Source organism: Stenotrophomonas sp. YJH_SMC_119 (assembly GCF_059368315.1).
The window spans coordinates 122,719-145,917 of record NZ_JCAFRP010000006.1 but is presented as its reverse complement, the minus strand read 5'-3'; the positions used below and the strand labels follow the sequence as shown (position 1 = coordinate 145,917).

The following is a 23,199-nucleotide window of genomic DNA, read 5'->3' as shown; positions in this document are numbered from 1 at the left end:
CGACCCCGGGCGTCGTGTTACCCCAACCGCTTCAGCTCCCACGCGCGATGGATGCGCGCGTTGCGTTCGAAGTCCGGGCCGATGGTGCGCGCGGTGATCTCGCGGCACTGGGCAAATTCGGCAATGGCGTTTTCTTCCAGCTTGAAGCGGCGGAAGTTGTTCGAGAAGTACAGCACGCCCCCCGGGGCCAGCCGCGCCACCGCCGCACGCAGCAGCTTCAGCTGTTCGCGCTGCACGTCGAAGTCATCGGCGCGTGCGGAGTTGGAGAAGGTCGGCGGGTCACAGAAGATCACGTCGTACTGGCCACGGTCACCTTCCAGCCAGGCCATCGCATCGGCCTGCACCAGAAGGTGCTGGTTGCCGCCCTGCCCGTTCAACGCCAGGTTGTCGTAGCACCACTGCAGGTAAGTGGCCGACAGGTCGACGCTGGTGGTGCTGGCGGCACCAGCCACGGCGGCCTGCACGCTGGCCACGCCGGTGTAGCAGAACAGGTTGAGGAAACGCTTGCCACGCACCTGCTCGGCCATCATCCGGCGCAGCGGGCGATGGTCGAGGAACAGGCCGGTATCGAGGTAGTCGAACAGGTTCACCTGCAGCAGTGCGTTGTTCTCGCGCACCACGATGAATTCATCTCGCTGCTCGAAGCGGCCGTACTTGCTGCCGCCCTTGCCGCGCTCGCGCGACTTCATCGAGACCTGTTCCGGCGGCACGCCGAACACTTCGCGCGCGGCAGCCAGCAGCTCGTTGCGGCGGCGGCGCACGTCGTTCTCCGGAATCGCGGCCGGTGCGGCGTATTCCTGCACGTGCAGGAAGGTACGGCGCTTGCCACCGTCTTCCTCGTAGACGTCGATGGCGGCCGCGTATTCCGGCAGGTCGGCGTCATAGGCACGGAAGCAGGTGATGTGCTCGCGGGCGCGCCAGCTCTTGAACTTCTTCAGGTTCTTGCGCAGGCGGTTGGCCACCATCTGCGCACCTTCGCTCAGCTCGCGCGGTTGTGCCGGATCACGGCCCGGCACGGCAATCGGATCGCAGACGATCAGCGCGCATTCCAGCGCACCGTTGAACATCTGGTACTTCTTGCTGGCGCGCAGGCCGGTGGCGAAGGCCAGCTCGTCGTTGCCGCACAGCAGGCTGGCACGCCACTGCGGCACCGCCTTCTGCAGGGCGTTGCCCAGTGCGCGGTACAGCGCCGGATCCGCAGCCAGGCGCTCGTCGTAGGGCGGGTTGCAGACCACCGCACCGATCTCCTGTTCGGGCGCGGCCAGGTCGGCAACGTCGGCACGGGTGAAGCGGATCGCATGAGCGACGCCCGCGACCTCGGCATTCTCGCGTGCCGCCTGGATCGCGGTCGGATCGATGTCGCTGCCGTGGATGACCGGCTTCAGCGCGGCCAGGCCGGCGGCCTCGCGATCGCGTGCTTCGCTCTGGAGGGTCTTCCAGGCCGCCTTGTCGAAGCCCAGCCAGCGGCTCGGCGGCAGGCTGCCATGGCGCATCAGTCCGGGAGCGACGTCGGCGGCCATCAGCGCGCCTTCGATCAGCAGCGTGCCACTGCCGCACATCGGGTCCAGCAGGCCGCCACCGGCGGCGTGCAGGCGCGGCCACTGCGCGCGCAGCAGCAGCGCGGCTGCCAGGTTCTCCTTCAGCGGTGCCTCGTGGGCAGCACCGCGCCAGCCACGGCGGTGCAGCGGGCCACCGCCGAGGTCGATCGACAACGAAGCGCGGCCCTTGCGCAGCGACAGGTTGACGCGCACATCGGGCAGATCGGTGTTGACCGAAGGGCGCTCCAGGCCTTCATCGCGCATGCGGTCGACGATGGCGTCCTTGATCCGCTGCGCGGCGAAGCGGGCATGGGTGATCTTGTCGCCGGACACGTGTGCGTCCACCGCCAGGGTCATCTCCGGCTTGATGTGCTCGTGCCACGGCAGCGCACGCACGCCGTCATACAGGGCCTGCTCGTCCGGGCACTCGAACTCGTCGATCGGCCACAGCACGCGGCTGGCCAGGCGCGACCACATCACGATCCGCAGCGCCTGCTCCAGTTCGCCCTCGGCGTTGACGCCGGCAATGGTGGCAGTGGCCTTGCCAAGGCCCAGGGCCGACAGTTCATCGGCAAGCAGGTATTCCAGGCCCTTGGCGCAGGAGACGAAGAATTTCACGGGATCGGTTCGCAGGTGGTCGGGCGCGGCACAGGGGCCGGGCCGGTCGGAAAGGAGGGCCGTAGGCACGGCCGGCAGGCCCGCGCCAGGGGCGGCGGGGCTGCCATTGTAGTCAATGCGGGCGGGCGCGCCGTGCGCCCGGGCTTCACAGTTGCCGCAACAGGCGCTCGAAGGCCTGCGCGGAGGCCTCCACGTGGCGTTCCAGGCGGTGGCCGTCGTCGACCAGCAGCAGCTGCGCCGAACGCGCCTGCGCCCAGGCGATGACCCCGGCGGCCGGGACCACATCGTCATGCCAGGCCTGCACCACGGTGATCGGCACGGCGGCGGCATCCAGCACCGGCATCGGGCCCATGGTGGTCGGCGGCACCATCAGGAACAGGCCGGCCACCGGCACCTGCAGCGAGGCGATGGCGGAGATGTAGGCGCCCAGGCTGGAGCCGGCCAGCACCACCGGGCCCTGCCGGGCGGCGATGGCGGTGCGTTCAACCAGGCGGCGCAGGCGGGTCGGCACGTCGCCCACCCGGCTGACCTCGCTCATCGCGTCCAGGTCGGTGTAGTCCGGGCGCTCATGGGTCCAGCCCAGGCGCTGTGCCACGTCGGCCAGCGCGGTGACCTTGGTCGCCTCCGGGCCGCTCTCGAAGCCGTGGGACAGGATGCAGTGGCCGCGGCTCATGCGCGCGCTCCGTGGGCGCGGGCCAACCAGGAAAGAGAAGGCAGGTTCATGCCGCAATGCTAGCATCGCCGGATGCCCAACCCGCTCCTGCCCGGCCTGCAGCTGCAGCCCCTGCCCTACGAAGACCGCCTGCCACTGCGCGACCCGGCCACGCTGGAGATGGTGGTGATCCACTGCACCGAGCTGCCCGACCTGGCGATGGCCCGCGAGTACGGCGAGCGTGTGCTGTACGACAGTGGTGCCGGCAACAGCGGGCATTTCTACATCGACCGCGATGGCAGCGTGGTGCAGTACGTGGCACCGGAACGGGTGGCCCACCACGTGCGCGGCATGAACGCGCATACGCTGGGTATCGAACTGGTCAATACCGGGCGCTACCCGCACTGGTTCGACAGCCGTCACCAGGCGATGGACGAGGCCTACACCGAGGCGCAGCTGGAAGCGCTGGAGCAGCTGCTGTTGGCGCTGGTGGCACGCTATCCGTCGCTGCAGCGGATTGCCGGGCATGACCAGCTTGATCGGGAGCAGGTGCCGGCCAGCGATGATCCGACGCTGATGGTGGCGCGCAAGCGTGATCCGGGGCCGTTGTTCCCGTGGGCGCGGGTGCTGGCGAAGGTGCCACTGCAGCCGGTTGGGTAAGCGGCAGGGCTGCGCCCTGCACCCGCAGAAGCAACGTCAACGTCAACGTCAAGAGCTGGCATTCCGGGGGATGGCGGGGTGGGTCCGGTTGCGGGGGACGCCGTAAACCCGTCCATGGGGGCTTGGCCGCGGCATCCATGCCGCGGACACCCCCGCAACCGGACCCACCCCGCCTTCGACAGATTTATGCCGCTGTTGGTGGGTGCCGACCTTGGTCGGCACGGGGTCAGAGCCGTTTTCCGTTGGAAAACGGATCCGACCCCGCGCTTCTCAGGCGCCGGTCGCCACCGGGCGGCTGCTGTCGCTCACCCAACCGCTCCAGGAGTCGGCGTAGATGCGTGCGCCGCTCAGGCCTGCGCTTTCCATCGCCAGCAGCAGGTGGCAGGCGGTCACGCCGGAGCCGCACATCAGCACCACCTGCTGCGGATCACGGTTGCCGATCACACCCTGCAGTTCGACGCGTAGTTCCTGTGCATCGCGCAGCCGGCCGTCGGCGACGTTCAACGCAAACGGACGGTTGACCGCGCCGGGTACGTGGCCGGCGACCGGGTCCAGCGGCTCGACTTCGCCGCGGAAGCGTTCGCCCGCGCGTGCGTCGACCAGCCAGCCCGGCGCGTGCTTCAGGCGTGCGCTGATCTCCTCGGCATTGGCGATCCGGGTGGTGTCGAAACGGCCAGGGTAAGCCGGCAGCGTGGTCACCTCGTCCGGCCCCGTCGCCAAAGGTTGCCCTGCGGCCTGCCACGCGGCGATACCACCATCGAGCACGGCCACCTTGCTGTGCCCGATCAGGCGCAGCAGCCACCACAGGCGCGAGGCGGCCATGCTGCCGTCGCTGCCGTCGTAGACCACCACCTGCGTGTCGGGGCCGATGCCCCACTGCCCGAGCTTCGCGGCGAAGGCATCGCTGTCCGGCAGCGGATGGCGACCATGGCCGACGCGCGACAGATCGGACAGGTCACGATTCAGATCGGCATACACCGCACCCGGGATATGACCTGCCAGGTACTGGCCGCTACCCGCCTGCGGATCGGCCAGCGAGGAACGCGCATCAACCACGCGCACCGCGGTGCTGGCGGTGGCGCGTGCGTCGACCACGCGGATGCCCTCGCCCAACGCGGCAGCCAGGGTGGCGACATCGACCAGGGTGGTCCACGGCGGATCGATCGGGTTCATTGCACTTGCTCCAGGCGGCGACGCAGGTTGTAGAGAATGGCCGCGGTGGCACCCCAGATGCGCTGGCCGGGCCAGCTGTACTCAAGGACGTGACGGATGCGGCCGCGATGGTTGATTTCGACCTGGCGCAGGTTGTCCGCCGCCATCAGGTAGTCCAGCGGCACCTCGAACACCTCGGCCACTTCGCTGGGCTGCGGCACCGGCACGAAGTCCGGATCGACCACCGCCACCACCGGGGTGACCCGATAGCCGGTGATCGTCACGAAGGGATCGAGATAGCCCAGCGCCTGCACCTGGCCCGGAGCCAAGGCGATTTCTTCCTGGCTCTCGCGCAATGCTGCCGCCAGTGCGTCGCGGTCGTCGGGCTCGGTGCGGCCGCCGGGGAATCCGACCTGGCCACCGTGCGTGCGCAGGGTTTCGGTGCGACGGGTGAGGATCACCTGCGCGCCACTGGCGCGCGGCACGATTCCCGCGAGCACGGCCGCTTCCACCGGAGGCCCGGGCGGCAGCAGATCGATCAGTTCGCTGCGGTTCCAGCCATCGCCGGCCGGCGGATCGGCCAACGGATGCAGCGCGCGCATCAAACGTTCGTGGTCGGCCAGCGAGCCGCGCAGTGATTGCTGGAGCTGCGCCCGCAACGGCTGCACGCGATGCAGGATGCGACTGCGTTCGTCGTTGCTCATCGACGGCCACCGTGCGATTTCATCGATATGACGTCCGCAGCCGGTGCACCGCCGGTGCGGATCCAGCGTGCACACTCCGATGCAGGGACTTGCGACAACACGCGCCGTTTCTTCCATTGTTTGCACCCGGCAACAGTAGCGCGAACGGGCTGAATTTGCGCGGGTCGGCCGGTCGGACGGTAGAGTCGACTGTCAGTCGACTCGCGCGCGCAGCGCGGGCGTTTCCCCGATGTGACCCAAGAGCAGTCGACTGACAGTCGACTCTACCGTCAGGCACTGCGCAAACAAAAACGCGCCGGTGGGATCACCGGCGCGTTTGGTTTACTGCTTCGATTTACTTGACGCTGACCAGCTTGATCTCGAACTGCACAGCCACGTTCGGCGGGAACGGGGTGCGCGGGTCCGCACCGTAGGCCTGGTCCGGCGGCAGGGTGACTTCCCACTTCGAGCCGGCCGGCATCTGCAGCAGGGTCTCGCGCATGGCCTTCATTTCGACTTCGCTGACCTTGATCGACGGGATCTGCTGGGCCGGGCGGGCTTCGGTCGGGCGCTGGCCGTACGGGAACGGACCGGCCACTTCCAGCTGCACGGTGCTGGCCTGGGTCGGCTTGGCACCCTTGCCGGCTTCGATCACGCGGTACTGGACGCCGCTCGGCAGCGACTGCACGCCGGCCTTGGCCTTGTTCGCCGCGATGAACTGATCGCTCTTGGTCTTGTTTTCGGCAGCAGCCTTCTCGTACTCGGCCTTGGCAGCCTGGGCACGGCCCTGCTCGCGCTTCTGGAACGCTTCAACGGCCGGCTTCAGCTGCTCGGCGGTGATCGCCGGCTGCTTCTTGGCGTAGGCATCCTGCAGGCCCTTCACCACCGAGTTGATGTCCAGCTGCTCACCACGACCGGTCAGCTCCGCCAGGTTGTTGCCGTAGTCGTAACCGAAGTAGTAGCTCAGCTTGCCCTTTTCGGACGAGACGTCCTGGGCGAAGGCATTGCCCGTCAGGGCCAGGGCCGCGACGGCGACCGCGATAGAACGCAACTTCATCAAACAGTTCTCCAGGGGTGGTAACTCAGGGACGTTCTGCGCCGCCCTGAGGCGACGGGTTAGGATAACGGGCGCAACGTGTAACCGCTACTCACGATGCAGGCTATGACCCGTCTGCGTTCGCGGAGTTCAATATCACTTTTTTTTAACGTTCCAGGAGTTTCCCCGTGGCCGATGCCCTGATCGCTGTCACCGACGACGGCGCCATCCGCACCGTGACCGTCCAGCGCCCGGACAAGCTCAACGCCCTGAACGCCGCGACCCTGCAGGCCCTGGCCGAGGCCTTCAGCGCCGCCGCCGCAGACCCGGAGATCCGCGTGGTGGTGCTGACCGGTGCCGGCCCGAAGGCGTTCGTGGCTGGCGCTGACATCGCCGAGATGAACACACTCAGCGCGGTTCAGGGACGTGATTTCTCGCTGCTGGGCCAGGCCCTGATGCGCCAGATCGAGCGCATGCCCAAACCGGTCATCGCCCGCGTCAACGGTTTTGCCCTGGGCGGCGGCCTGGAACTGGCCATGGCCTGCCACCTGCGCATTGCCGCCGATACCGCCAAAGTCGGCCAACCGGAAATCAATCTCGGGCTGATTCCCGGCTTCGGCGGCAGCCAGCGCCTGCTGCGCCTGTGCGGCCGCGCCGCCACCCTGGAGCTATGCCTGCTGGGTGCACCGATCAATGCCGCGCGTGCGCTGGAACTGGGGATCGTCAACGAGGTGGTACCGGCCGACGCGCTGGACAACCGCGTGCAGGACATCGCCCGGCAGCTGGCACGCTCGGCGCCGCTGGCCCTGCGCGGCCTGCTCGATGCGGTGCACGTGGGCGGCGAATGCAGCCTGGAAGCCGGGCTGGAATACGAAAGCGCACAGTTCGGCCTGCTGTTCGCCACCGAGGACATGCGCGAGGGAACCAGCGCCTTCCTGCAGCGCCGCCCGCCGGCCTTCCAGAACCGCTGACGCCATGGCATCCCGACCCAACCCCGCGCAGCTGTTTGCCCGGGTCCAGGCAGACGATCTCGACGGCGCCCTGCAGGCCGGGCTGATGGACTATGTCGCCCGCGCCGACGACGCGCAGTTGCTGCCCGGCCACCCGGAACTCCCGCAGCGGTTGCAGCAGGCCCAGCAGCAGCTTCAGGCCGCCTGGGCGGCACGCGAACGCTACCGCGCCCGTGCGGTGCGACTGGCCCGCCGCGAAGCCGAACGCGACGCGCGGCGCACGCCCGCCCCGGCGCCGGACGTGAAGCCCGCCCTGCCCGCCGCGGCCGCCGCCATCCTCGCCCGGGCCAAGGCCCGCGCCAGCGGCAAGGAGCAGTAATGGCCACCACGAAGAAAACCGCACGCGCCCCGGCGCGGCGTGGCGGCACGATGCCGCGCGCCGACGTGGTGGAAATGTTCACCCGCCTGCGCGAACTCAACCCGCACCCGAAGACCGAACTGGAGTACAGCTCGCCGTTCGAGCTGCTGGTGGCGGTGGCGCTGTCGGCGCAGGCCACCGACGTCGGCGTCAACAAGGCCACGCGCCGCCTGTTCCCGGTGGCCAACACGCCGGCGAAGATCCTCGCGCTTGGCGAAGAAGGACTGAAGCAGTACATCGCCACCATCGGCCTGTTCAACGCCAAGGCGAAGAACGTGATCGCCACCTGCGCGATCCTGCTGGAAAAGCATGGCGGTGAAGTGCCGCGTGATCGCGATGCGCTGGAAGCACTGCCGGGCGTGGGCCGCAAGACCGCCAACGTGGTGCTCAACACCGCGTTCGGCGAGCCGGTGATGGCGGTGGACACGCATATCTTCCGCGTCTCCAACCGCACCGGCCTGGCCCCGGGGAAGAACGTGCGCGAAGTGGAAGACAAGCTGGTGACGGTGATCCCCGCCGAATTCCTGCTCGACGCGCATCACTGGCTGATCCTGCACGGACGTTATGTGTGCAAGGCGCGCAAGCCGGATTGCCCGGGATGCGTGATCGCCGACCTGTGCCGGTTCAAGGACAAGACCCCGGCCGAGTGACGGCCGCATCCATGCAGGGCGTGGATCGACTGCAACCAAGGCGCAATCCGGGCGTCATACGCAAGCGGGTTCAATGGCAGGCCCTGCCGTGACGGGGCCTGCGGTGGATGTCTGCCGCGCGTGAACTGTCACATTTACGCAATCTTTACCTTCTAGCCTGCGCGCATCTTCCCACCTGCCTGCAAGGCTCCTCTCCATGAAACTGCATCACCAACTCCTGACGGTGGCCGTGGCTGCTGCGCTGTATGTGCCGGCTGCACACGCCGAAGTCGCCATCGACGTGATCGGCGGTTCGGAAATCACCTTCGAAGGCCTGGTCCAGGCCGATGGCAACTGGTTCCACAACGATGTGGTCGACCTCAACGGTGGCGACGCCGGCAACGGCAAGAACAGCGAATTCGAACTGCGTCGCGCCGAGCTGGTGCTGAAGGGCAAGGGCCCGGGCAACGTGGAGTGGGTGGTCGGCTATGACGCCAAGGCCGACAAGTTCCTCGACACCAACGTGAAGTACAAGCTGCTGGGCAACGCCAACCACTTCCTGCAGCTGGGCCAGTTCAAGCAGCCCAACAGCCTGGAAGAACTGTCCAGCACCAAGAACAACGATTTCATTTCCAAGGCAGCGGTCACCAACACCTATGCCATCGCCCGCCGCCTGGGCGGCGCGTACAGCTACGGCCAGGACAACTGGTCGGTGACTGCCAGCGCCTTCGGCCGCGAGCTGACCCGCAACCTGGCCCACGGCAGCGGCTACGGCGCGCGTGGCACCTGGGCCCCGATCAATGAAAAGGGCCAGGTCCTGCACTTCGGCCTGAGCTACGTCAACTACGACACCGACGCCGACACCCTGCGCGTGCGTGCACGTCCGAATGCCGACCTCGCCACTGCCCGCCTGGTCGACAGTGGCAACCTGACCGACACCGACCGCGTCAGCACCATCGGTGCAGAAGCGATGTACTTCCAGGGCCCGTTCAAGGCCCAGGCCGAGTACTACACCAGCAAGGCCAAGCGCTACGACCACGACAACTACACCAGCGACGGCTATTACATCAGCGGCGTGTGGAACGTCACCGGCGAGACCTGGAGCTACAAGGGCGGCACCCCGGGCACCGGCCTGCCGAACAACCCGGCCGGCGGCCAGTGGCAGCTGGGCGTGCGCTACGACCACATGGACCTCAATGACGGCAACCTCGCCGCCAACCCGGTTGCCGGTCGCCCGCCGATCGTCGATGGCGTGCTGGGTGGCAAGATGGACATCTGGACCGTGGGCGCCAACTGGTACCTGCGTTCCAACTTCAAGCTGATGCTCAACTACGTGATGGTCGACAGCAAGAAGTACAGCTCCACGGCGCGCGGTTTCGTCAACGACGATCCCAACATCCTGGAAGCCCGCGCGCAGTTCTTCTGGTAAGTCCAGCCCCCTGCGTTGACCCGCGAAGGCACGGCCCCGGCCGTGCCTTCGTCGCTGCATCGGTAGCCGCGCTGCCCTGCCGGCGCAGCGGACGTGACATCGCTCATGACGCGTGTCACGCCCGCGTCATATGACAGACGCGGGGGTGTCACGCAACCGTTATGGAATGTGCACCGAAACGTCGGGCAACCGCCCTTCGACCACCACCCCAGGAGTCTCCCCGTGATCCACGCCTTCAAGTCGCGCGCCGCTGTCGCCATCCTGGCCGCATCGTCCGTGTTCGCCGCCAACGCCGCCGATATCACCGGCGCGGGCGCATCGTTCATCTACCCGGTCATGTCCAAGTGGTCGGCCGACTACAGCACCGCAACCGGCAACAAGGTCAACTACCAGTCCATCGGTTCCGGCGGCGGCATTGCCCAGATCAAGGCCAAGACCGTTGATTTCGGCTCCTCCGACGCGCCGCTGAAGCCGGAAGACCTGGCTGCTGCGGGCCTGGCGCAGTTCCCGTCGGTGATCGGCGGCGTGGTGCCGGTGGTCAACGTGGCCGGCATCGCGCCGGGCGCGCTGAAGCTGGACGGCGCGGTGCTGGCCAACATCTTCCTGGGCAAGATCAAGACCTGGAACGACCCGGCCATCGCCGCGCTGAACCCGGGCGTGACCCTGCCCAACGCCAAGGTCACCGTGGTGCATCGTTCGGACGGCTCGGGCACCACCTTCAACTTCGTCAATTACCTGTCCAAGGTCAGCCCGGAGTGGAAGAGCTCGGTCGGTGAAGGTACCTCGGTGCAGTGGCCCGCCGGCATCGGCGGCAAGGGCAACGAAGGTGTTGCCGCCTATGTGAAGCAGATCAAGGGCGGCATCGGCTATGTCGAACTGTCCTACGCGCTGCAGAACAAGCTCTCCTACACCGCGATGAAGAATGCCGCCGGCAAGTTCGTGCAGCCGAGCGACACCTCGTTCGCAGCCGCTGCCGCCAGCGCCGACTGGGCCAACGCCCGCGACTTCTACCTGGTGATGACCAACGCGCCGGGCGCCGAGTCCTGGCCGATCACCGCCACCAACTTCATCCTGGTGCAGAAGACGCCCAAGAATGCTGCCAATGGCAAGGCGACCCAGGAGTTCTTCCGCTGGGTCTACAAGAATGGCGACGCCCAGGCCCGCCAGCTGGACTACGTGCCGCTGCCGGACAGCCTGGTCCGCCAGATCGAGACCTACTGGTCGCAGAACCTGAAGTAAGCAAGCGCGTTCCCCCGCAGGAACGGGGGCGGCGGGTCCTCTCTCCCCCGCCGCTCCCACCCGGGCGCGAGATCCTCGAGATCTCGCGCTCTTCTTGTTTTTGGGGGATGGGTCGTGAAGAGCGCTGCGCTTCCAATCTACTGCCCGGAGTCGGCGCAGGGCCCAGCCCGGGACACGCCGTAAACCCCGCTCCGCGGTCCGGCCCAGCCGCTGGCGGCTGTGCGTTCGGGCGCTTGCGAGGCAGTGCCTCGCAGGCAAACCGCCCTCACCCTTGGGGGCTCGATCGCGCCATCCATGGCGGGAACGGTCCCGGGCTGGGCCCTGCACCGACTCTGGACAGTTCATCGGGGGCGCGGTGGGGTCATGGAAGGCAGGAGCAAAGGCAGGAGCGTCTGTAGAGACGAGCCCACGCTCGGCTGGGTGCTGGAGCGTGCGGACCAACGGTCCGCACCTACCGAGAACAGGGAGCAGTCGAGCATGGCTCAACTCTACAAGGGCCAACCGACCGTCATATCGGTGCGCAGATCGGGGGTTTCCGGGCACCTGCCGGATCGGCGCCAATCCTGTGAAACCCTTGTCAGAACGTGATCCAGGACACCCCTGTCATGGTCGTAATACGGCTGTAACAAAAACATCATTTCATAGCCGCATCCGCCGACCACGTCGGCTCTTCCCCGCTATGGAGTGACCATGAAACTGCACTCGGCCGGCCTCGCCGCCCTTTCCCTGGCCATCGCCCTGGGCCTGTCGGCCTGCGGTGGCGACAAGCAGGCCGCGCAGCAGCCGGCTGCCGACGGCGCCGCCGCCCCGGCCGCTGCCGGTGCCAAGGTGACCGCCGAAGTGTCCGGCGCGGGCGCGTCCTTCATCTTCCCGCTGGTCTCCAAGTGGTCGGCTGACTACAACACCAGCACCGGCGCCAAGATCAACTACCAGTCGATCGGCTCCGGCGGCGGTATTGCCCAGATCAAGGCCGGCACCGTCGACTTCGGTTCCTCCGACAAGCCGCTGAGCAGCGAAGAGCTGGCCCAGGCCGGCCTGGCGCAGTTCCCGTCCGCCATCGGCGGCGTGGTGCCGGTGGTCAACATCGAAGGCCTGGAAGCCGGCAAGCTGCGCCTGAGCGGCGCCCTGCTGGCCGACATCTTCCTGGGCAAGGTCAAGACCTGGAACGACCCGGCCATCGTCGCCGCCAACCCGGGCGTGAAGCTGCCGGACGGCAAGATCACCCTGGTCCACCGTTCGGACGGTTCGGGCACCACCTTCAACTTCTCCAACTACCTGTCCAAGGTCAGCCCGGAGTGGAAGAGCAAGGTCGGCGAAGGCACCTCGGTGCAGTGGCCGGACGGCGTCGGTGGCAAGGGCAATGAAGGCGTCGCTTCCTACGTGAAGCAGATCAAGGGCTCGATCGGCTACGTCGAACTGGCTTACGCGCTGCAGAACGGCATGCCGTACACCGCCATGCAGAACGCGGCCGGCAACTGGGTCGAGCCGAGCGCGGAAACCTTCGCCGCCGCGGCCGCCAGCGCCGACTGGGCCAGCGCCAAGGACTTCAACCTGGTCATCACCAACGCTCCGGGCGAGCAGGCGTGGCCGATCACCGCCACCAACTTCATGCTGATGCAGAAGAAGCCGAAGGACGCCAAGCGCAACCAGGACACCCTGGCCTTCTTCAAGTGGGCCTTCGAAAACGGCCAGGCGCAGGCCAACGAGCTGCACTACGTGCCGCTGCCGGCCGAACTGGTCAAGCAGATCGAGGCCTACTGGGCGACCGACCTGAAGTGATGGACACGACGGTGCCCGCCCCACGCGGGCACCGTTTCTTCCACGCCGTGCCGCCCCGCCCCTTCCTGGCCCTGCCGTCCCCATGAATGCCATCGCCCAGCCTGTAGCCGCCCCGTCCACGCGTGATGCGCGTGATGCCCGCAACGACAAACTGTTCCGATGGGTGCTGGTCGGCACCGTCATCTTCGTCCTGATCGCCCTGGCCTGCGCCGCGCTGTCGATGCTGTGGGGCGGCCGCCATGCCCTGCAGATGCAGGGCCTGAGCTTCTTCTTCTCCGCCGACTGGAATCCGGTCGAAAACAAGTTCGGTGCGCTCGCCCCGATCTACGGCACCCTGGTCACCGCCGTCATCGCGATGGTCATCGCCGTGCCGGTCAGCTTCGGCATCGCCTTCTTCCTCACCGAAGTCGCGCCGCGCTGGCTGCGTGGCCCGGTCGGTACCGCCATCGAACTGCTGGCCGGCATTCCCTCGATCATCTACGGCATGTGGGGCCTGTTCGTGCTGGTGCCGGTGATGACCGAGTACGTCACCCCGTTCCTCAACGAGACCCTGGGCGAATGGCCGATCATCGGCCCGATGTTCCAGGGCCCGCCGCTGGGCATCGGCATGCTCACCGCCGGTTTCGTGCTGGCCATCATGGTCATTCCGTTCATCTCCTCGGTGATGCGCGAAGTGTTCCTGACCGTGCCGACCCGCCTGAAGGAGTCGGCGTACGCGCTGGGCTCCACCAAGTGGGAAGTGAGCTGGGACATCGTCCTGCCCTACACCCGCTCGGCAGTGATCGGCGGCATCTTCCTCGGCCTCGGCCGCGCCCTGGGCGAGACGATGGCGGTGGCCTTCGTGATCGGCAACAGCGTGCGCCTGTCGCCGTCGCTGCTGGAGCCGGGCACCACCATCGCCGCGCTGATCGCCAACGATTTCGGCGAAGCCACTGAAACCTACCGTTCGGCCCTGCTGCTGCTCGGCTTCGTCCTCTTCATCGTCACCTTCGTGGTGCTGGCCATCGCCCGCCTGATGCTGATGCGCCTGTCCCGCAAGGAGGGCAACTGATGTCCACCACCGCTGATTCGTTGTACCTGCGCCGCCGCATCGGCAACGTCGTTGCGATCACCGCCTCCTGCGCCACCGCGCTGTTCGGCCTGTTCTTCCTGGGCTGGATCCTGTTCACCCTGGCCTCGAAAGGCCTGGCCGGCATCAACTGGGACCTGTTCACCAAGATGACGCCGCCGCCGATGCAGGACGGTGGCCTCGCCAACGCCTTCTTCGGCAGTGCCGTGATGTGTGCGCTGGCGATCGGCATCGGCACGCCGCTGGGCGTGCTGGCCGGTACCTGGCTGGCCGAGTACGGCAACGCCCGCAAGGCCGGCACCGTGGTCCGCTTCGTCAATGACATCCTGCTGTCGGCACCGTCGATCGTGCTGGGCCTGTTCGTCTACACCCTGTACGTGATGCAGACCGGCGGCAACTTCTCGGCGTTCGCCGGTGCCCTGTCGCTGGCCTTCATCGTGCTGCCGGTGGTGGTGCGCACCACCGACGAGATGCTGCGGCTGGTGCCCTCGCAGATGCGCGAAGCGGCCCTGTCGCTGGGCATCCCGCAGTGGAAGGTGATCGTGCAGGTGCTGTACCGCAGCGCGTCGGCCGGCATCATCACCGGCATCCTGCTGGCGCTGGCCCGCATCTCCGGCGAGACCGCTCCGCTGCTGTTCACCGCTTTCGGCAACCAGTACTGGAACAACAACATCTTCCAGCCGATGGCCTCGGTGCCGGTGGTGATGAACCAGTTCGCCGGCAGCCCGTATGAATCCTGGCAGGTGCTGGCCTGGGCCGGTGCCCTGGTGCTGACTGTCTTCGTGTTGCTGGTCAGCCTTGCCGCCCGCGGCATCCTGCTGCGCAACCGTATCTCCCATGACTGACCTTTCCGTGGACAACGCCATGAACGACCTTTCCAACGCCGTGCCGATGCAGCGCATCGCCGTGCCGTCCTCGCACGAGAGCCTGCACACGCCGTCGCCGGTGAAGCTGGCTGCACGTGGACTGGACTTCTACTACGACAAGTTCCACGCCCTGAAGGGCATCAACCTGGAGATTCCGGAAAAGCGCGTGACCGCGCTGATCGGTCCCTCCGGTTGCGGCAAGTCGACCCTGCTGCGCATCTTCAACCGCATCTACGCGCTGTACCCGAAGCTGGAAGCGCGCGGTGAAGTGCTGCTGGACGGCGAGAACATCCTGTCGCCGAAGTACCCGATGAACCGCCTGCGCAGCAAGGTCGGCATGGTGTTCCAGAAGCCGGTGCCGTTCCCGATGACCATCTTCGAGAACGTGGCCTACGGCATCCGCCACCACGAGAAACTGAGCAAGGCCGACATGGCCGACCGCGTCGAGCAGGCACTGCGCCAGGGCGCACTGTGGGACGAAGTGAAGGACAAGCTGGGGCAGAGCGCGCTGGGCCTGTCCGGTGGCCAGCAGCAGCGCCTGTGCATCGCCCGTGCCGTGGCGCTGCGCCCGTCGGTGCTGCTGCTGGACGAGCCGACCTCGGCGCTGGATCCGATCTCGACCAGCCGCATCGAGCAGCTGGTGGAGGAGCTCAAGCACGAGTACACCATCGTCATCGTCACCCACAACATGCAGCAGGCCGCGCGCGTTTCCGACTACACCGCCTTCATGTACCTGGGCGACCTGATCGAGCACGACCGCACCGAAGTGATCTTCTCGCAGCCGTCGCAGCGGCAGACCGAGGACTACATCACCGGTCGCTTCGGCTGATCGACGCTGATCCTTCGCCACATGTCCCAGCCAGGCACGGCCTGGCTCTACCCGGATTGCAGACCATGAACCTTCCCAACGACCACATCGTCAAGAGCTACGACGAAGAGCAGCAGCGCCTGGTGGCCGAGATCGTGCGCATGGGCGAGATGGCCGTCGCCCAGCTCGAAGCGTCGATGGACGTGATCGAGAAGCGCGACGAGAACGCCGCCCATCGCATCATCGCCAACGACGAAGCCATTGATGCGCTGGAGCAGCAGATCAGCCATGACGTGATGCGCCTGGCCCTGCGCGGCCCGATGGCGCGCGACCTGCGCGAGATCCTCGCCGGCCTGCGCATCCCGGCCGATATCGAGCGTATCGGCGACTACGCGGCCAACGTCGCCAAGCGTTCGATCGCGCTGGGCAAGGTGCCGCCGCTGCCGCAGATCCAGGGCCTGCGTGCGCTGGGCCGCCTGGCCGCGCAGCAGGTCCGTCGTGCCATTGCCGCCTACCGCGACAACGACGCCGACGCCGCACTGGAACTGCGCGAGGACGACGCTCGCCTGGACGCGCAGTACACCGCGCTGTTCCGCGAGCTGCTGACCTACATGATGGAAGACCCGCGCAACATCACCCCGTGCACGCACCTGCTGTTCATGGCCAAGAACCTGGAGCGCGTGGGCGACCACGCCACCAACATCGCCGAGAACGTTTGGTTCCTGGTGCACGGGGAGCAGCCGCTGCCGCCGCGCGAGAAGCGCGACGAGACCTCCAGCACCGGCCAGCCCTGACGCTGCACTGCAACACCGGAGTTGACTCCAAGGTGGCCGCTGTCCTGGTGACAGCGGCCTTCTTTTTTGGGGTGTTCCACCCGCGTTGTGGGCGCCGGGCTTGCCCGGTGCGAACCTTCCGGATGCTTCTGTAACAAACCTCACGAAAATTTGAGTTCTTGGCGAGGATTCGTTGAGTAGGATCGCTGCACCATCGTTTCCACCGGCATCCCTGCCGGCCATCCGGGCACCCGCCCACACCACCCAGGAGCACGACCGATGAGCAGTTCCAACAAGACCCTGTCCCTGCTGACTGCTACCGCCCTGGCCGCCGGCCTGGGCATGACCGCCAGTGCCTCGGCCCTGAGCATGAGCGACCTCGCCCAGGGCTACCTGGTTGCCGGGCAGGCAGCCAAGGCCAGTACCGACGCCAAGGCCGCAGACACCAAGATGGCCGCTGACGCGACCAAGCATGCCGAAGGCAAGTGTGGCGCCGACGGCAAGCCCGCCGAAGGCAAGTGCGGCGCCGACAAGGGCAAGGCTGCCGGCGCTGCGGCAGGCGCCAAGCCCACGTCCGGCGACAAGAAGGCGGCCGAAGGCAAGTGTGGCGAAGGCAAGTGCGGTGGCAAGCACTGACGTCCGCGCCAGCGTCGTCAGCCCGCGGTCGCCGCTTCGTGCGGCGGCCGCCGGGTTGGGGCTGCGCAGGGCGTTGCTGCAGGAGCTGCGTGATGCACCGGCGGGCGACTTCGATTTCCTCGAATGCGCACCGGAGAACTGGATCCATGTCGGTGGTCCTGCCGGGGATGCACTGGCCGAGCTGGCACAGCGCCATCCGCTCAGCTGCCACGGCCTGTCCCTGTCGCTGGGCGGCAGTGCGCCGCTGGATACCCGGCTGCTGGAACAGGTCGGCCAGTTCCTGGAAAAGCACCGCGTGCCGTTGTACAGCGAGCACCTGAGCTACTGCAGCGACGACGGCCACCTGTACGACCTGCTGCCGATTCCATTTACCGACGAAGCGGTGCGCCATACCGCCGCACGCATCGCCCGTGTGCAGGACCTGCTGGGTCGCCGCATCGCAGTGGAGAACGTGTCCTACTACGTGGCGCCGGAGCCGGCGATGGACGAGCTGGCCTTCACCAACGCCGTGCTCGCCGAGGCCGACTGCGACCTGCTGCTGGACGTCAACAACGTCTACGTCAACGCCTGCAACCACGGCTACGACGCCGACACCTTCATTGCCGGGCTGCCCGCAGATCGCATCGTCTGCCTGCACGTGGCCGGGCACCTGGACGAGGCACCGGACCTGAAGATCGATACCCATGGCAGTGCGGTGATCGACCCGGTCTGGGCGCTGCTGGCACGCACCTATGCGCGCATCGGCCCGCGCCCCACCCTGCTTGAGCGCGATTTCAACTTCCCGCCCTACGCCGAACTGCAGGGCGAGCTGCAGACCATCCGTCGCCTGCAGGCGACGCACGCCGGGGGCGCACATGGCTGATGCTCCCGACACGCTGCGCGCGCAGCAGCACGCATTCACTGCCCATCTGCGTGATCCACAGGGCGTGCCGCCACCGGCCGGGCTGGAATCACGCCGGGTCGCGGTATACCAACGACTGCTTTTCAACAACCTGCTCGGCCTGTTGAGCAACGGCTTCCCGGTCTGCGTGCGCCTGCTCGGCGAACCGGCCTGGAGCGGACTGGTGCGCCATTACTTCGCGACCCATCGCTGCCAGACACCGCTGTTCACCGAACTGGCCGCCGAATTCGTGCAGTGGCTGCAGGCGCAGCCACAGCTGCCGCATCCGGCGTTGGCCGAACTGGCCCACTACGAGTGGGTGGAAACCGCGCTGTACCAGCTGGATGCCGAACCGCTGCCGGCGCAGGACGACACCGACCCGCTGCGGGTGCCGCTGCAGCGCTCGCCGTTGGCATGGCCGCTGCTGTACCAGTGGCCGGTGCACCGGCTCGGTGCCGAGGACGCACCGACCGAGCCGCCGGCCGAGCCGACTGGCCTTCTGGTGCGCCGCGATGCCGACGGCGAGGTGCGATTCGCCACGCTCAGCCCTCTGGCGGTGTTCCTGCTGTCCAGCATCGGCGAACAGCCTGGGCTGGAAGGACAAACCTACCTGCAGCAGCTGGCCAGTGGACACGGGCTGTCCGAGGATGCGCTGGCCGGACCCGGCGCCGCGCTGCTGCGGCAGTTCCTGCAGGCCGGCGTGATCGGCCCGCTCACAGCCCCTCCCTGACACACCTCATTCGCGGAGACCCCCTGATGAACCTTCCGAACCTGGCCACCGCGCGTGGCCAGCTGGACCGTCTCGCCCCCTGGTTGGCCCCGCTCGGCCTGCGCCTGCTGCTGGCCTGGGAGTACTTCGAATCCGGCCGCGAGAAACTGCACGGCCAGAACTGGTTCGCCGACCTGCAGGATGCCTTTCCGTTCCCGTTCGATCAGCTGCCGAGCACGCTGAACTGGCAGCTGGCGACCTGGTTCGAACTGGTCGGCGCGGCCTGCCTGCTGTTGGGTTTCGGTACGCGTTTCGCCGCCGCCAGCCTGCTGGTATTGACCGTGGTGGCCACCTACGCCGTGCACTGGCCGATGCAATGGGACTCGCTGGGCGACCTCGCGATGGGCTATGCGATCACTGACCAGGGCTTCGGCAACTTCAAGCTGCCGGTGCTGTTCATGGCGATGCTGCTGCCGTTGATTTTCAGCGGCGCCGGCAGGCTGAGCGTGGATGCGTGGTTGGCACGGTGGTCTCCCTCGGCCACGCCTGCGCGGCCAGCAGTCAGGTAGATGCCGACCTTGGTCGGCGCGCATCGTGCCAACCCAGGTTGGCACCTACCGGAATCCTGGGCGCGCGGTGCACCGGTAGGTGTCGACCTTGGCCGACACACGCCCACCATGCACAGAAGGCTGGCCGGACGCTCAAGGCCGCTCTGATAGAATTCACGCATGAATGACCCCACTCCCGCACCTGCCGCCGCCTCCGATTCCGCAATCCCCCAGGCGCAGCGCGCGATGTCACAACGCTTCCGCGGCTTCCTGCCGGTGGTGGTGGACGTGGAAACCGGCGGCTTCGACAGCCAGCGCAACGCCCTGCTGGAAATCGCCGCGGTGCCGATCGAGATGGACGAGAACGGCCTGCTCTACCCCGGCCAGACCGCCAGTGCCCATGTGGTGCCGGCCGAGGGCCTGGAGATCGACCCGAAGTCGCTGGAAGTGACCGGCATCATCCTCGACCACCCGTTCCGGCTGGCCAAGGAAGAGAAGGCCGCACTGGACCACATCTTCACCCCGGTACGCGCGGCGATGAAGAAGTACGGCTGCCAGCGCGCGATCCTGGTCGGCCACAACGCCCATTTCGACCTGGGCTTCGTCAACGCCGCCGTGGCCCGGACCGGCCACAAGCGCAATCCGTTCCATCCGTTCAGCGTGTTCGACACCGTCACCCTGGCTGGCATCGCCTACGGGCAGACGGTGCTGGCGCGTGCAGCCACGGCCGCCGGGTTGGGCTGGGATGCGAACGAAGCACACAGCGCGGTGTATGACACCGAACAGACCGCACGATTGTTCTGCACCATCGCCAACGCCTGGCCGCGGTGAAGCGTCCAACGGCGGAGCCCCTCGTGGCGTGAAGCAAATCAGCGGTCGGGCCGGACAAGGTGGGTTCGCGGGGGACGCCGTGAACCCGTCCCTGGGGGCTTAGCCGCACTTCTCTGGTGGGTGCCGACCGTTGGTCGGCACCGCCGGTTGGTACGACAACACCAGTAGATCCACGCCATGCGTGGATGCGATCAACCAATACTCGTACGATCGCGGCCGTCGCTCTTGGCGCGGTACAGCGCGCGGTCGGCGCGCTGGTACAGCAGCGCCGGGGTGCGGTCATCGGCATCCAGTTCCACCAGGCCTGCGCTGAAGGTCACGCGCAGGCCCGCTACACCGGCCCAGTCGGGGTGGTCATGGAACAGGCCGCGCAGGCGCGCGCACAGCTGCGCGGCTTCTTCCAGGCGGGTGTCGTTGAGCAGCAGCGCGAACTCCTCGCCACCGGTACGCGCGGGCAGGTCCGAGTCGCGGCAGGCCGCGGCGATCAGCCTGGCCACCTGCACCAGCACCGCATCGCCGATGCTGTGGCTGTGGCGGTCGTTGACGTCCTTGAAGTGGTCGATGTCCAGCACCACCAGGCACAGCGGGTGGCCGCTGCGCTGTGAACGGGCGAAGTCGCGCGCCAGCGTTTCATCGAAGGCACGGCGATTGGCCAGCCCGGTCAGCGCATCCTCGCGCGCCTGCCGCTCAAAGGCCTCGGCCTGCCGTGCAAGGCGCTCGGCCAGCTCGGTCTTTTCCTGGTTCAGCGCCTGCAGGTGCACGGTCTTGGCCTGCAGGTCGAAGGTTGCCTCGTCCACGCGCCGTGCCAGGCGCAGGTTGCTGGCCTTCAGCTGCTGCAGCAGCAGGCGGTACAGCACCACCAGCCCAGCCAGCAGCAACAACCCGCCCAGCAGCTGCACGCTGCGGCGTTGCCACCAGAACGGCTCCACCGTGAAGCTCCACACGGCTTCCTGCTGGCCCCAGGCCCCGCCTGGATGCGCCGCCGACACGTGCAGGGTGTAGTCACCCGGAGGCAGGCCGACGAACTCGACGCTGCGCTGCGGGCCGCGCTCGACCCAGCCGGTGTCCAGGCCATCCAGCCGCGTGCGATAGCGGATCCGGTCCGACATCAGGTAACTCAGGCCCACATAGCTCACCGCCAGACGTCGGCCGCCGGGAATGTAGTTGCGATCCGGGCCCTCCCAATGCACGGGTGCGCCATCCACCTGCACGCTCTCGATCGCTGCCGGCGGTGATGGGCGCTCGCGGAAGCGCTGCAGGCGTTGCGGGTCGACGGTGCTCAGGCCTCCGGCGGTGACCACCCAGAAGGTGCCGTCCTGGCGCAGGATGGCCGATGGCCCGGAGCTGCCGTTGGCCTGCGCGTTGGCCATGCCGTCGATCTCGTTGTAGCGCTCCACCACCACTCGTGGTGCGCGGCCATCTGCCACGGCATTGAGGGTCGCCATGTCGGTGCGCAGCACGCCGCGGTTGCTGCTGATCCACACGTTGCCAAGACGATCCGGCACCAGCTGGAACACCGCATCCACCGGCATGCCCTGCTCCAGGCCGACGCGCGCCAGCTTTCCGTCGAGCCAACGGTACAGGCCGCGGTCGCTGCTGATCCACATCGCTTCGCCAAGCTGGTGGAATCCGAACACACTGCGGCCCCCGCCCATCGGTGCCAGGTCGATCGACTGCACGTGGTCGCCACGCAGCACGCGGATGCCCTCGATGGTGCCGATCCACAGGTTGCCCTGGTGGTCATGCTCGAGTGCGGTGATGAGGCCACCGGGCATGCCCGGGGCAGTCGACACCTGCACCCGGTCGCCGTCGATGCGTACCACGCCCTTCTGCGTACCCGCCCAGACCCTGCCCTGCGGATCGACACTGATCGCGCGGATGTTGCCACCCGGCATGCCGTCGGCTGCCGCATAGTTGTGGCGGAGACTGCCATCGCGGTCCAGCCGGTAAACGCCGTCGCCGAACGTACCCACCCACAGGTCGCCGTCCGGCCCCTGCGCCAGACTCAATACCGATGGCGCCTTGCCGCCGCGGTTGTGCAGCGGAACCGCGCGGAAGCGGCCATCGGGTGTCTGCAGGTCGAGACCACTGGCACTACCGACCCACAACTGGCGGTCGCGGTCCTCCAGCACCGTGCGCACATAGTCGCCACTGAGGCCATCGCGCTCGGTGTAGCTGCTGAACAGTGTTTCGCGCAGGCGGTACAGGCCACCGTTGGCCCCCACCCAGATGCTGCCTTCGGCATCCTCGCGCAGGCTGACCACGCGCCCGCCCGGCAGGTTCAGGCCGGCCGGCAATCGTTCCAGACCATGCGCCGAGATCCGCAGCAGGCCCTGGTTCTCGGTTCCCAGCCACAGGTCGCCGTGCCGGTCCTGCAGCATCGAGGTCATGTGCAGCTGTCCCGGCAGCCGGTGCACCAGCACCAGCTGATCGTCCTCCACGCGGTACAGGCGCTCGCCAGCGACGATCCACAGCGCGCCATCAGGAGCCCGGTACGGCCAGGACAGGCCGGTGCCGGCCCCCAGGCCCCACGCCGCGGGCGCGCGCTTGAGCACGCCGTCGTTGTCGCGCAGCACCAGCCCGTCAAGCGTGCCAACCCAGACCCGGTCCTGCGCATCGACCACCAGCTTGGTGAAGCTCATCGCCATCGGCAGGTCGGCCGCCGGCGCCTGGTAGACGATGCCCTTGTCCGGCGTGAGATAGCCGATGCCCTTGCCTTCGTACAGCAGCCACAGGCGCCCCTGGCTGTCCATCTGCATGGACTGGATCAGCACCTGCGGGGTGTCGGCCTGATGCTCCCAGACCCGCCACTGGCCGTCGTTGCCACGATGGCTGACGTTACCGCGCGAATCACTGATCCACAGCCCTCCCTGCCGATCGACCAGCAGTGCGCCGATGCCGTTGTCGCGCAGCCCCGGGCGGGTGCTGCGGTCGAACACGGTGAAATCCAGGCCGTTGTAGCGGACCAGGCCTTCCCAGGTGGCAAACCACAGGTGCCCCTCGGGAGTCTGCGCGATATCGCGCAGCGAGTTGTGCGGCAGGCCATTGCGCGAGGTCCACACGTCGATGGCGTAGTCGCGCAGCGGCGGCGCGCCCTCCTGCGCGGCCAGCGGCAGCGCCAGCACCAGCAACACCCACAGCAGACCGCGCTGCAGTGCCTGCCTGGCCTTCGAAACGCGGCGCTCCACCCAGCACCCGTTGTCCCCTGACCTGCCCATCAGCTCGGCGGCAGTGGCCGGTAACGGCTGCAGGGCATGGCAGCAAGCGGGAACGACCGGGCAACGCGGAACGGCGTG

Annotated in this window: 22 protein-coding genes; 16 read left to right on the top strand and 6 right to left on the bottom strand. The window is 67.5% G+C overall.

The genetic code is table 11. From position 1 onward, the window contains the following. Window positions 1-17 precede the first annotated feature (17 nt). Together rlmKL and AC5P6S_RS11335 are read right to left on the bottom strand one after the other, a co-directional pair. On the bottom strand, window positions 18-2,156 hold the full coding sequence (gene rlmKL, locus AC5P6S_RS11340; RefSeq protein WP_323152355.1) for a bifunctional 23S rRNA (guanine(2069)-N(7))-methyltransferase RlmK/23S rRNA (guanine(2445)-N(2))-methyltransferase RlmL: 2,139 nt from the start codon (window positions 2,154-2,156) through the stop codon (window positions 18-20). A 145-nt stretch (window positions 2,157-2,301) separates the two neighbouring features. Continuing rightward, window positions 2,302-2,829, bottom strand: coding sequence for an alpha/beta hydrolase (locus tag AC5P6S_RS11335; protein ID WP_005412777.1), 528 nt, complete (start codon window positions 2,827-2,829; stop codon window positions 2,302-2,304). A gap of 72 nt (window positions 2,830-2,901) precedes the next feature. On the opposite strand from AC5P6S_RS11335, the gene AC5P6S_RS11330 reads away from it, so the two are divergent. Next, window positions 2,902-3,468: an N-acetylmuramoyl-L-alanine amidase gene (locus tag AC5P6S_RS11330; protein WP_005412776.1), complete on the top strand. Its 567-nt coding sequence runs from the start codon at window positions 2,902-2,904 to the stop codon at window positions 3,466-3,468. A gap of 270 nt (window positions 3,469-3,738) precedes the next feature. Here the strand turns inward: AC5P6S_RS11330 and AC5P6S_RS11325 are convergent, their stop codons facing one another. From AC5P6S_RS11325 to AC5P6S_RS11315, 3 genes are all read right to left on the bottom strand, one after another. Beyond that, complete coding sequence (locus AC5P6S_RS11325) at window positions 3,739-4,641, bottom strand: sulfurtransferase (protein ID WP_076739118.1); 903 nt, start codon at window positions 4,639-4,641, stop codon at window positions 3,739-3,741. After that, window positions 4,638-5,441: a CoA pyrophosphatase gene (locus AC5P6S_RS11320; RefSeq protein ID WP_049395294.1), complete on the bottom strand. Its 804-nt coding sequence runs from the start codon at window positions 5,439-5,441 to the stop codon at window positions 4,638-4,640. The genes AC5P6S_RS11325 and AC5P6S_RS11320 overlap by 4 nt, the downstream gene beginning before the upstream one ends. A gap of 217 nt (window positions 5,442-5,658) precedes the next feature. Continuing rightward, window positions 5,659-6,360: an FKBP-type peptidyl-prolyl cis-trans isomerase gene (locus AC5P6S_RS11315; protein WP_005408797.1), complete on the bottom strand. Its 702-nt coding sequence runs from the start codon at window positions 6,358-6,360 to the stop codon at window positions 5,659-5,661. Between the two features lie 167 nt (window positions 6,361-6,527). Here AC5P6S_RS11315 and AC5P6S_RS11310 point away from each other — a divergent pair, with 167 nt between their 5' ends. The 15 genes from AC5P6S_RS11310 (at window position 6,528) to rnt (ending at window position 19,903) form a co-directional block, all read left to right on the top strand. Further along, entirely contained in the window at window positions 6,528-7,310 is a 783-nt protein-coding gene (locus AC5P6S_RS11310) for an enoyl-CoA hydratase/isomerase family protein (protein WP_012479639.1), read from the top strand. A gap of 4 nt (window positions 7,311-7,314) precedes the next feature. Then, entirely contained in the window at window positions 7,315-7,668 is a 354-nt protein-coding gene (locus AC5P6S_RS11305; RefSeq protein ID WP_005408795.1) for a hypothetical protein, read from the top strand. Continuing rightward, complete coding sequence (gene nth, locus AC5P6S_RS11300; RefSeq protein WP_005412772.1) at window positions 7,668-8,357, top strand: endonuclease III; 690 nt, start codon at window positions 7,668-7,670, stop codon at window positions 8,355-8,357. The genes AC5P6S_RS11305 and nth overlap by 1 nt, the downstream gene beginning before the upstream one ends. Before the next feature lie 196 nt (window positions 8,358-8,553). Then, window positions 8,554-9,765 (top strand): OprO/OprP family phosphate-selective porin, encoded by a 1,212-nt coding sequence (locus AC5P6S_RS11295; RefSeq protein ID WP_005408793.1) that lies wholly within the window; start codon window positions 8,554-8,556, stop codon window positions 9,763-9,765. 222 nt (window positions 9,766-9,987) lie between these two features. Then, entirely contained in the window at window positions 9,988-11,004 is a 1,017-nt protein-coding gene (gene pstS / locus AC5P6S_RS11290) for a phosphate ABC transporter substrate-binding protein PstS (protein ID WP_005408792.1), read from the top strand. A gap of 690 nt (window positions 11,005-11,694) precedes the next feature. After that, window positions 11,695-12,783: a phosphate ABC transporter substrate-binding protein PstS gene (gene pstS / locus AC5P6S_RS11285; RefSeq protein WP_005408791.1), complete on the top strand. Its 1,089-nt coding sequence runs from the start codon at window positions 11,695-11,697 to the stop codon at window positions 12,781-12,783. A gap of 82 nt (window positions 12,784-12,865) precedes the next feature. Beyond that, window positions 12,866-13,834 carry a phosphate ABC transporter permease subunit PstC gene (pstC, locus tag AC5P6S_RS11280; protein ID WP_005412771.1) on the top strand — a complete coding sequence of 323 codons (969 nt, stop codon included), beginning with the start codon at window positions 12,866-12,868 and terminating at the stop codon, window positions 13,832-13,834. Further along, window positions 13,834-14,697 (top strand): phosphate ABC transporter permease PstA, encoded by an 864-nt coding sequence (pstA, locus tag AC5P6S_RS11275; protein WP_005408789.1) that lies wholly within the window; start codon window positions 13,834-13,836, stop codon window positions 14,695-14,697. The genes pstC and pstA overlap by 1 nt, the downstream gene beginning before the upstream one ends. A 19-nt stretch (window positions 14,698-14,716) precedes the next feature. After that, window positions 14,717-15,547: a phosphate ABC transporter ATP-binding protein PstB gene (gene pstB, locus AC5P6S_RS11270; RefSeq protein WP_005408788.1), complete on the top strand. Its 831-nt coding sequence runs from the start codon at window positions 14,717-14,719 to the stop codon at window positions 15,545-15,547. 65 nt (window positions 15,548-15,612) lie between these two features. Next, a complete protein-coding gene (gene phoU / locus AC5P6S_RS11265) occupies window positions 15,613-16,320 on the top strand; it encodes a phosphate signaling complex protein PhoU (protein WP_005408787.1) in 708 nt (235 codons plus the stop codon). Window positions 16,321-16,578: 258 nt separating this feature from the next. Beyond that, complete coding sequence (locus tag AC5P6S_RS11260; RefSeq protein WP_049395295.1) at window positions 16,579-16,935, top strand: hypothetical protein; 357 nt, start codon at window positions 16,579-16,581, stop codon at window positions 16,933-16,935. After that, window positions 16,922-17,797, top strand: coding sequence for an HvfB family MNIO-type RiPP peptide maturase (locus tag AC5P6S_RS11255; protein ID WP_043034886.1), 876 nt, complete (start codon window positions 16,922-16,924; stop codon window positions 17,795-17,797). The genes AC5P6S_RS11260 and AC5P6S_RS11255 overlap by 14 nt, the downstream gene beginning before the upstream one ends. After that, the gene (locus AC5P6S_RS11250; RefSeq protein ID WP_065183352.1) at window positions 17,790-18,545 is read left to right on the top strand and encodes an HvfC family RiPP maturation protein; all 756 of its coding nucleotides are present in this window, start codon (window positions 17,790-17,792) and stop codon (window positions 18,543-18,545) included. Before AC5P6S_RS11255 ends, AC5P6S_RS11250 begins: the two co-directional genes overlap by 8 nt. A gap of 26 nt (window positions 18,546-18,571) precedes the next feature. Then, on the top strand, window positions 18,572-19,093 hold the full coding sequence (locus AC5P6S_RS11245; RefSeq protein WP_285309141.1) for an HvfX family Cu-binding RiPP maturation protein: 522 nt from the start codon (window positions 18,572-18,574) through the stop codon (window positions 19,091-19,093). Between the two features lie 159 nt (window positions 19,094-19,252). Beyond that, window positions 19,253-19,903 (top strand): ribonuclease T, encoded by a 651-nt coding sequence (gene rnt, locus AC5P6S_RS11240; protein ID WP_032965690.1) that lies wholly within the window; start codon window positions 19,253-19,255, stop codon window positions 19,901-19,903. A 191-nt stretch (window positions 19,904-20,094) separates the two neighbouring features. Here rnt and AC5P6S_RS11235 read toward each other — a convergent pair whose 3' ends face one another. Then, entirely contained in the window at window positions 20,095-23,121 is a 3,027-nt protein-coding gene (locus AC5P6S_RS11235) for a ligand-binding sensor domain-containing diguanylate cyclase (RefSeq protein WP_065183350.1), read from the bottom strand. Window positions 23,122-23,199 lie beyond the last annotated feature (78 nt).

Bases quoted from the DNA above. Each gene is read 5' to 3' on its own strand.
- AC5P6S_RS11335 (WP_005412777.1), bottom strand. From the start codon at position 2,829: ATGAGCCGCGGCCACTGCATCCTGTCCCACGGCTTCGAGAGCGGCCCG.
- AC5P6S_RS11330 (WP_005412776.1), top strand. From the start codon at position 2,902: ATGCCCAACCCGCTCCTGCCCGGCCTGCAGCTGCAGCCCCTGCCCTAC.
- AC5P6S_RS11325 (WP_076739118.1), bottom strand. From the start codon at position 4,641: ATGAACCCGATCGATCCGCCGTGGACCACCCTGGTCGATGTCGCCACC.
- AC5P6S_RS11320 (WP_049395294.1), bottom strand. From the start codon at position 5,441: ATGGAAGAAACGGCGCGTGTTGTCGCAAGTCCCTGCATCGGAGTGTGC.
- AC5P6S_RS11315 (WP_005408797.1), bottom strand. From the start codon at position 6,360: ATGAAGTTGCGTTCTATCGCGGTCGCCGTCGCGGCCCTGGCCCTGACG.
- AC5P6S_RS11305 (WP_005408795.1), top strand. From the start codon at position 7,315: ATGGCATCCCGACCCAACCCCGCGCAGCTGTTTGCCCGGGTCCAGGCA.
- nth (WP_005412772.1), top strand. From the start codon at position 7,668: ATGGCCACCACGAAGAAAACCGCACGCGCCCCGGCGCGGCGTGGCGGC.
- AC5P6S_RS11295 (WP_005408793.1), top strand. From the start codon at position 8,554: ATGAAACTGCATCACCAACTCCTGACGGTGGCCGTGGCTGCTGCGCTG.
- pstS (WP_005408791.1), top strand. From the start codon at position 11,695: ATGAAACTGCACTCGGCCGGCCTCGCCGCCCTTTCCCTGGCCATCGCC.
- pstC (WP_005412771.1), top strand. From the start codon at position 12,866: ATGAATGCCATCGCCCAGCCTGTAGCCGCCCCGTCCACGCGTGATGCG.
- pstA (WP_005408789.1), top strand. From the start codon at position 13,834: ATGTCCACCACCGCTGATTCGTTGTACCTGCGCCGCCGCATCGGCAAC.
- pstB (WP_005408788.1), top strand. From the start codon at position 14,717: ATGAACGACCTTTCCAACGCCGTGCCGATGCAGCGCATCGCCGTGCCG.
- phoU (WP_005408787.1), top strand. From the start codon at position 15,613: ATGAACCTTCCCAACGACCACATCGTCAAGAGCTACGACGAAGAGCAG.
- AC5P6S_RS11260 (WP_049395295.1), top strand. From the start codon at position 16,579: ATGAGCAGTTCCAACAAGACCCTGTCCCTGCTGACTGCTACCGCCCTG.
- AC5P6S_RS11250 (WP_065183352.1), top strand. From the start codon at position 17,790: ATGGCTGATGCTCCCGACACGCTGCGCGCGCAGCAGCACGCATTCACT.
- AC5P6S_RS11245 (WP_285309141.1), top strand. From the start codon at position 18,572: ATGAACCTTCCGAACCTGGCCACCGCGCGTGGCCAGCTGGACCGTCTC.
- rnt (WP_032965690.1), top strand. From the start codon at position 19,253: ATGAATGACCCCACTCCCGCACCTGCCGCCGCCTCCGATTCCGCAATC.
- AC5P6S_RS11235 (WP_065183350.1), bottom strand. From the start codon at position 23,121: ATGGGCAGGTCAGGGGACAACGGGTGCTGGGTGGAGCGCCGCGTTTCG.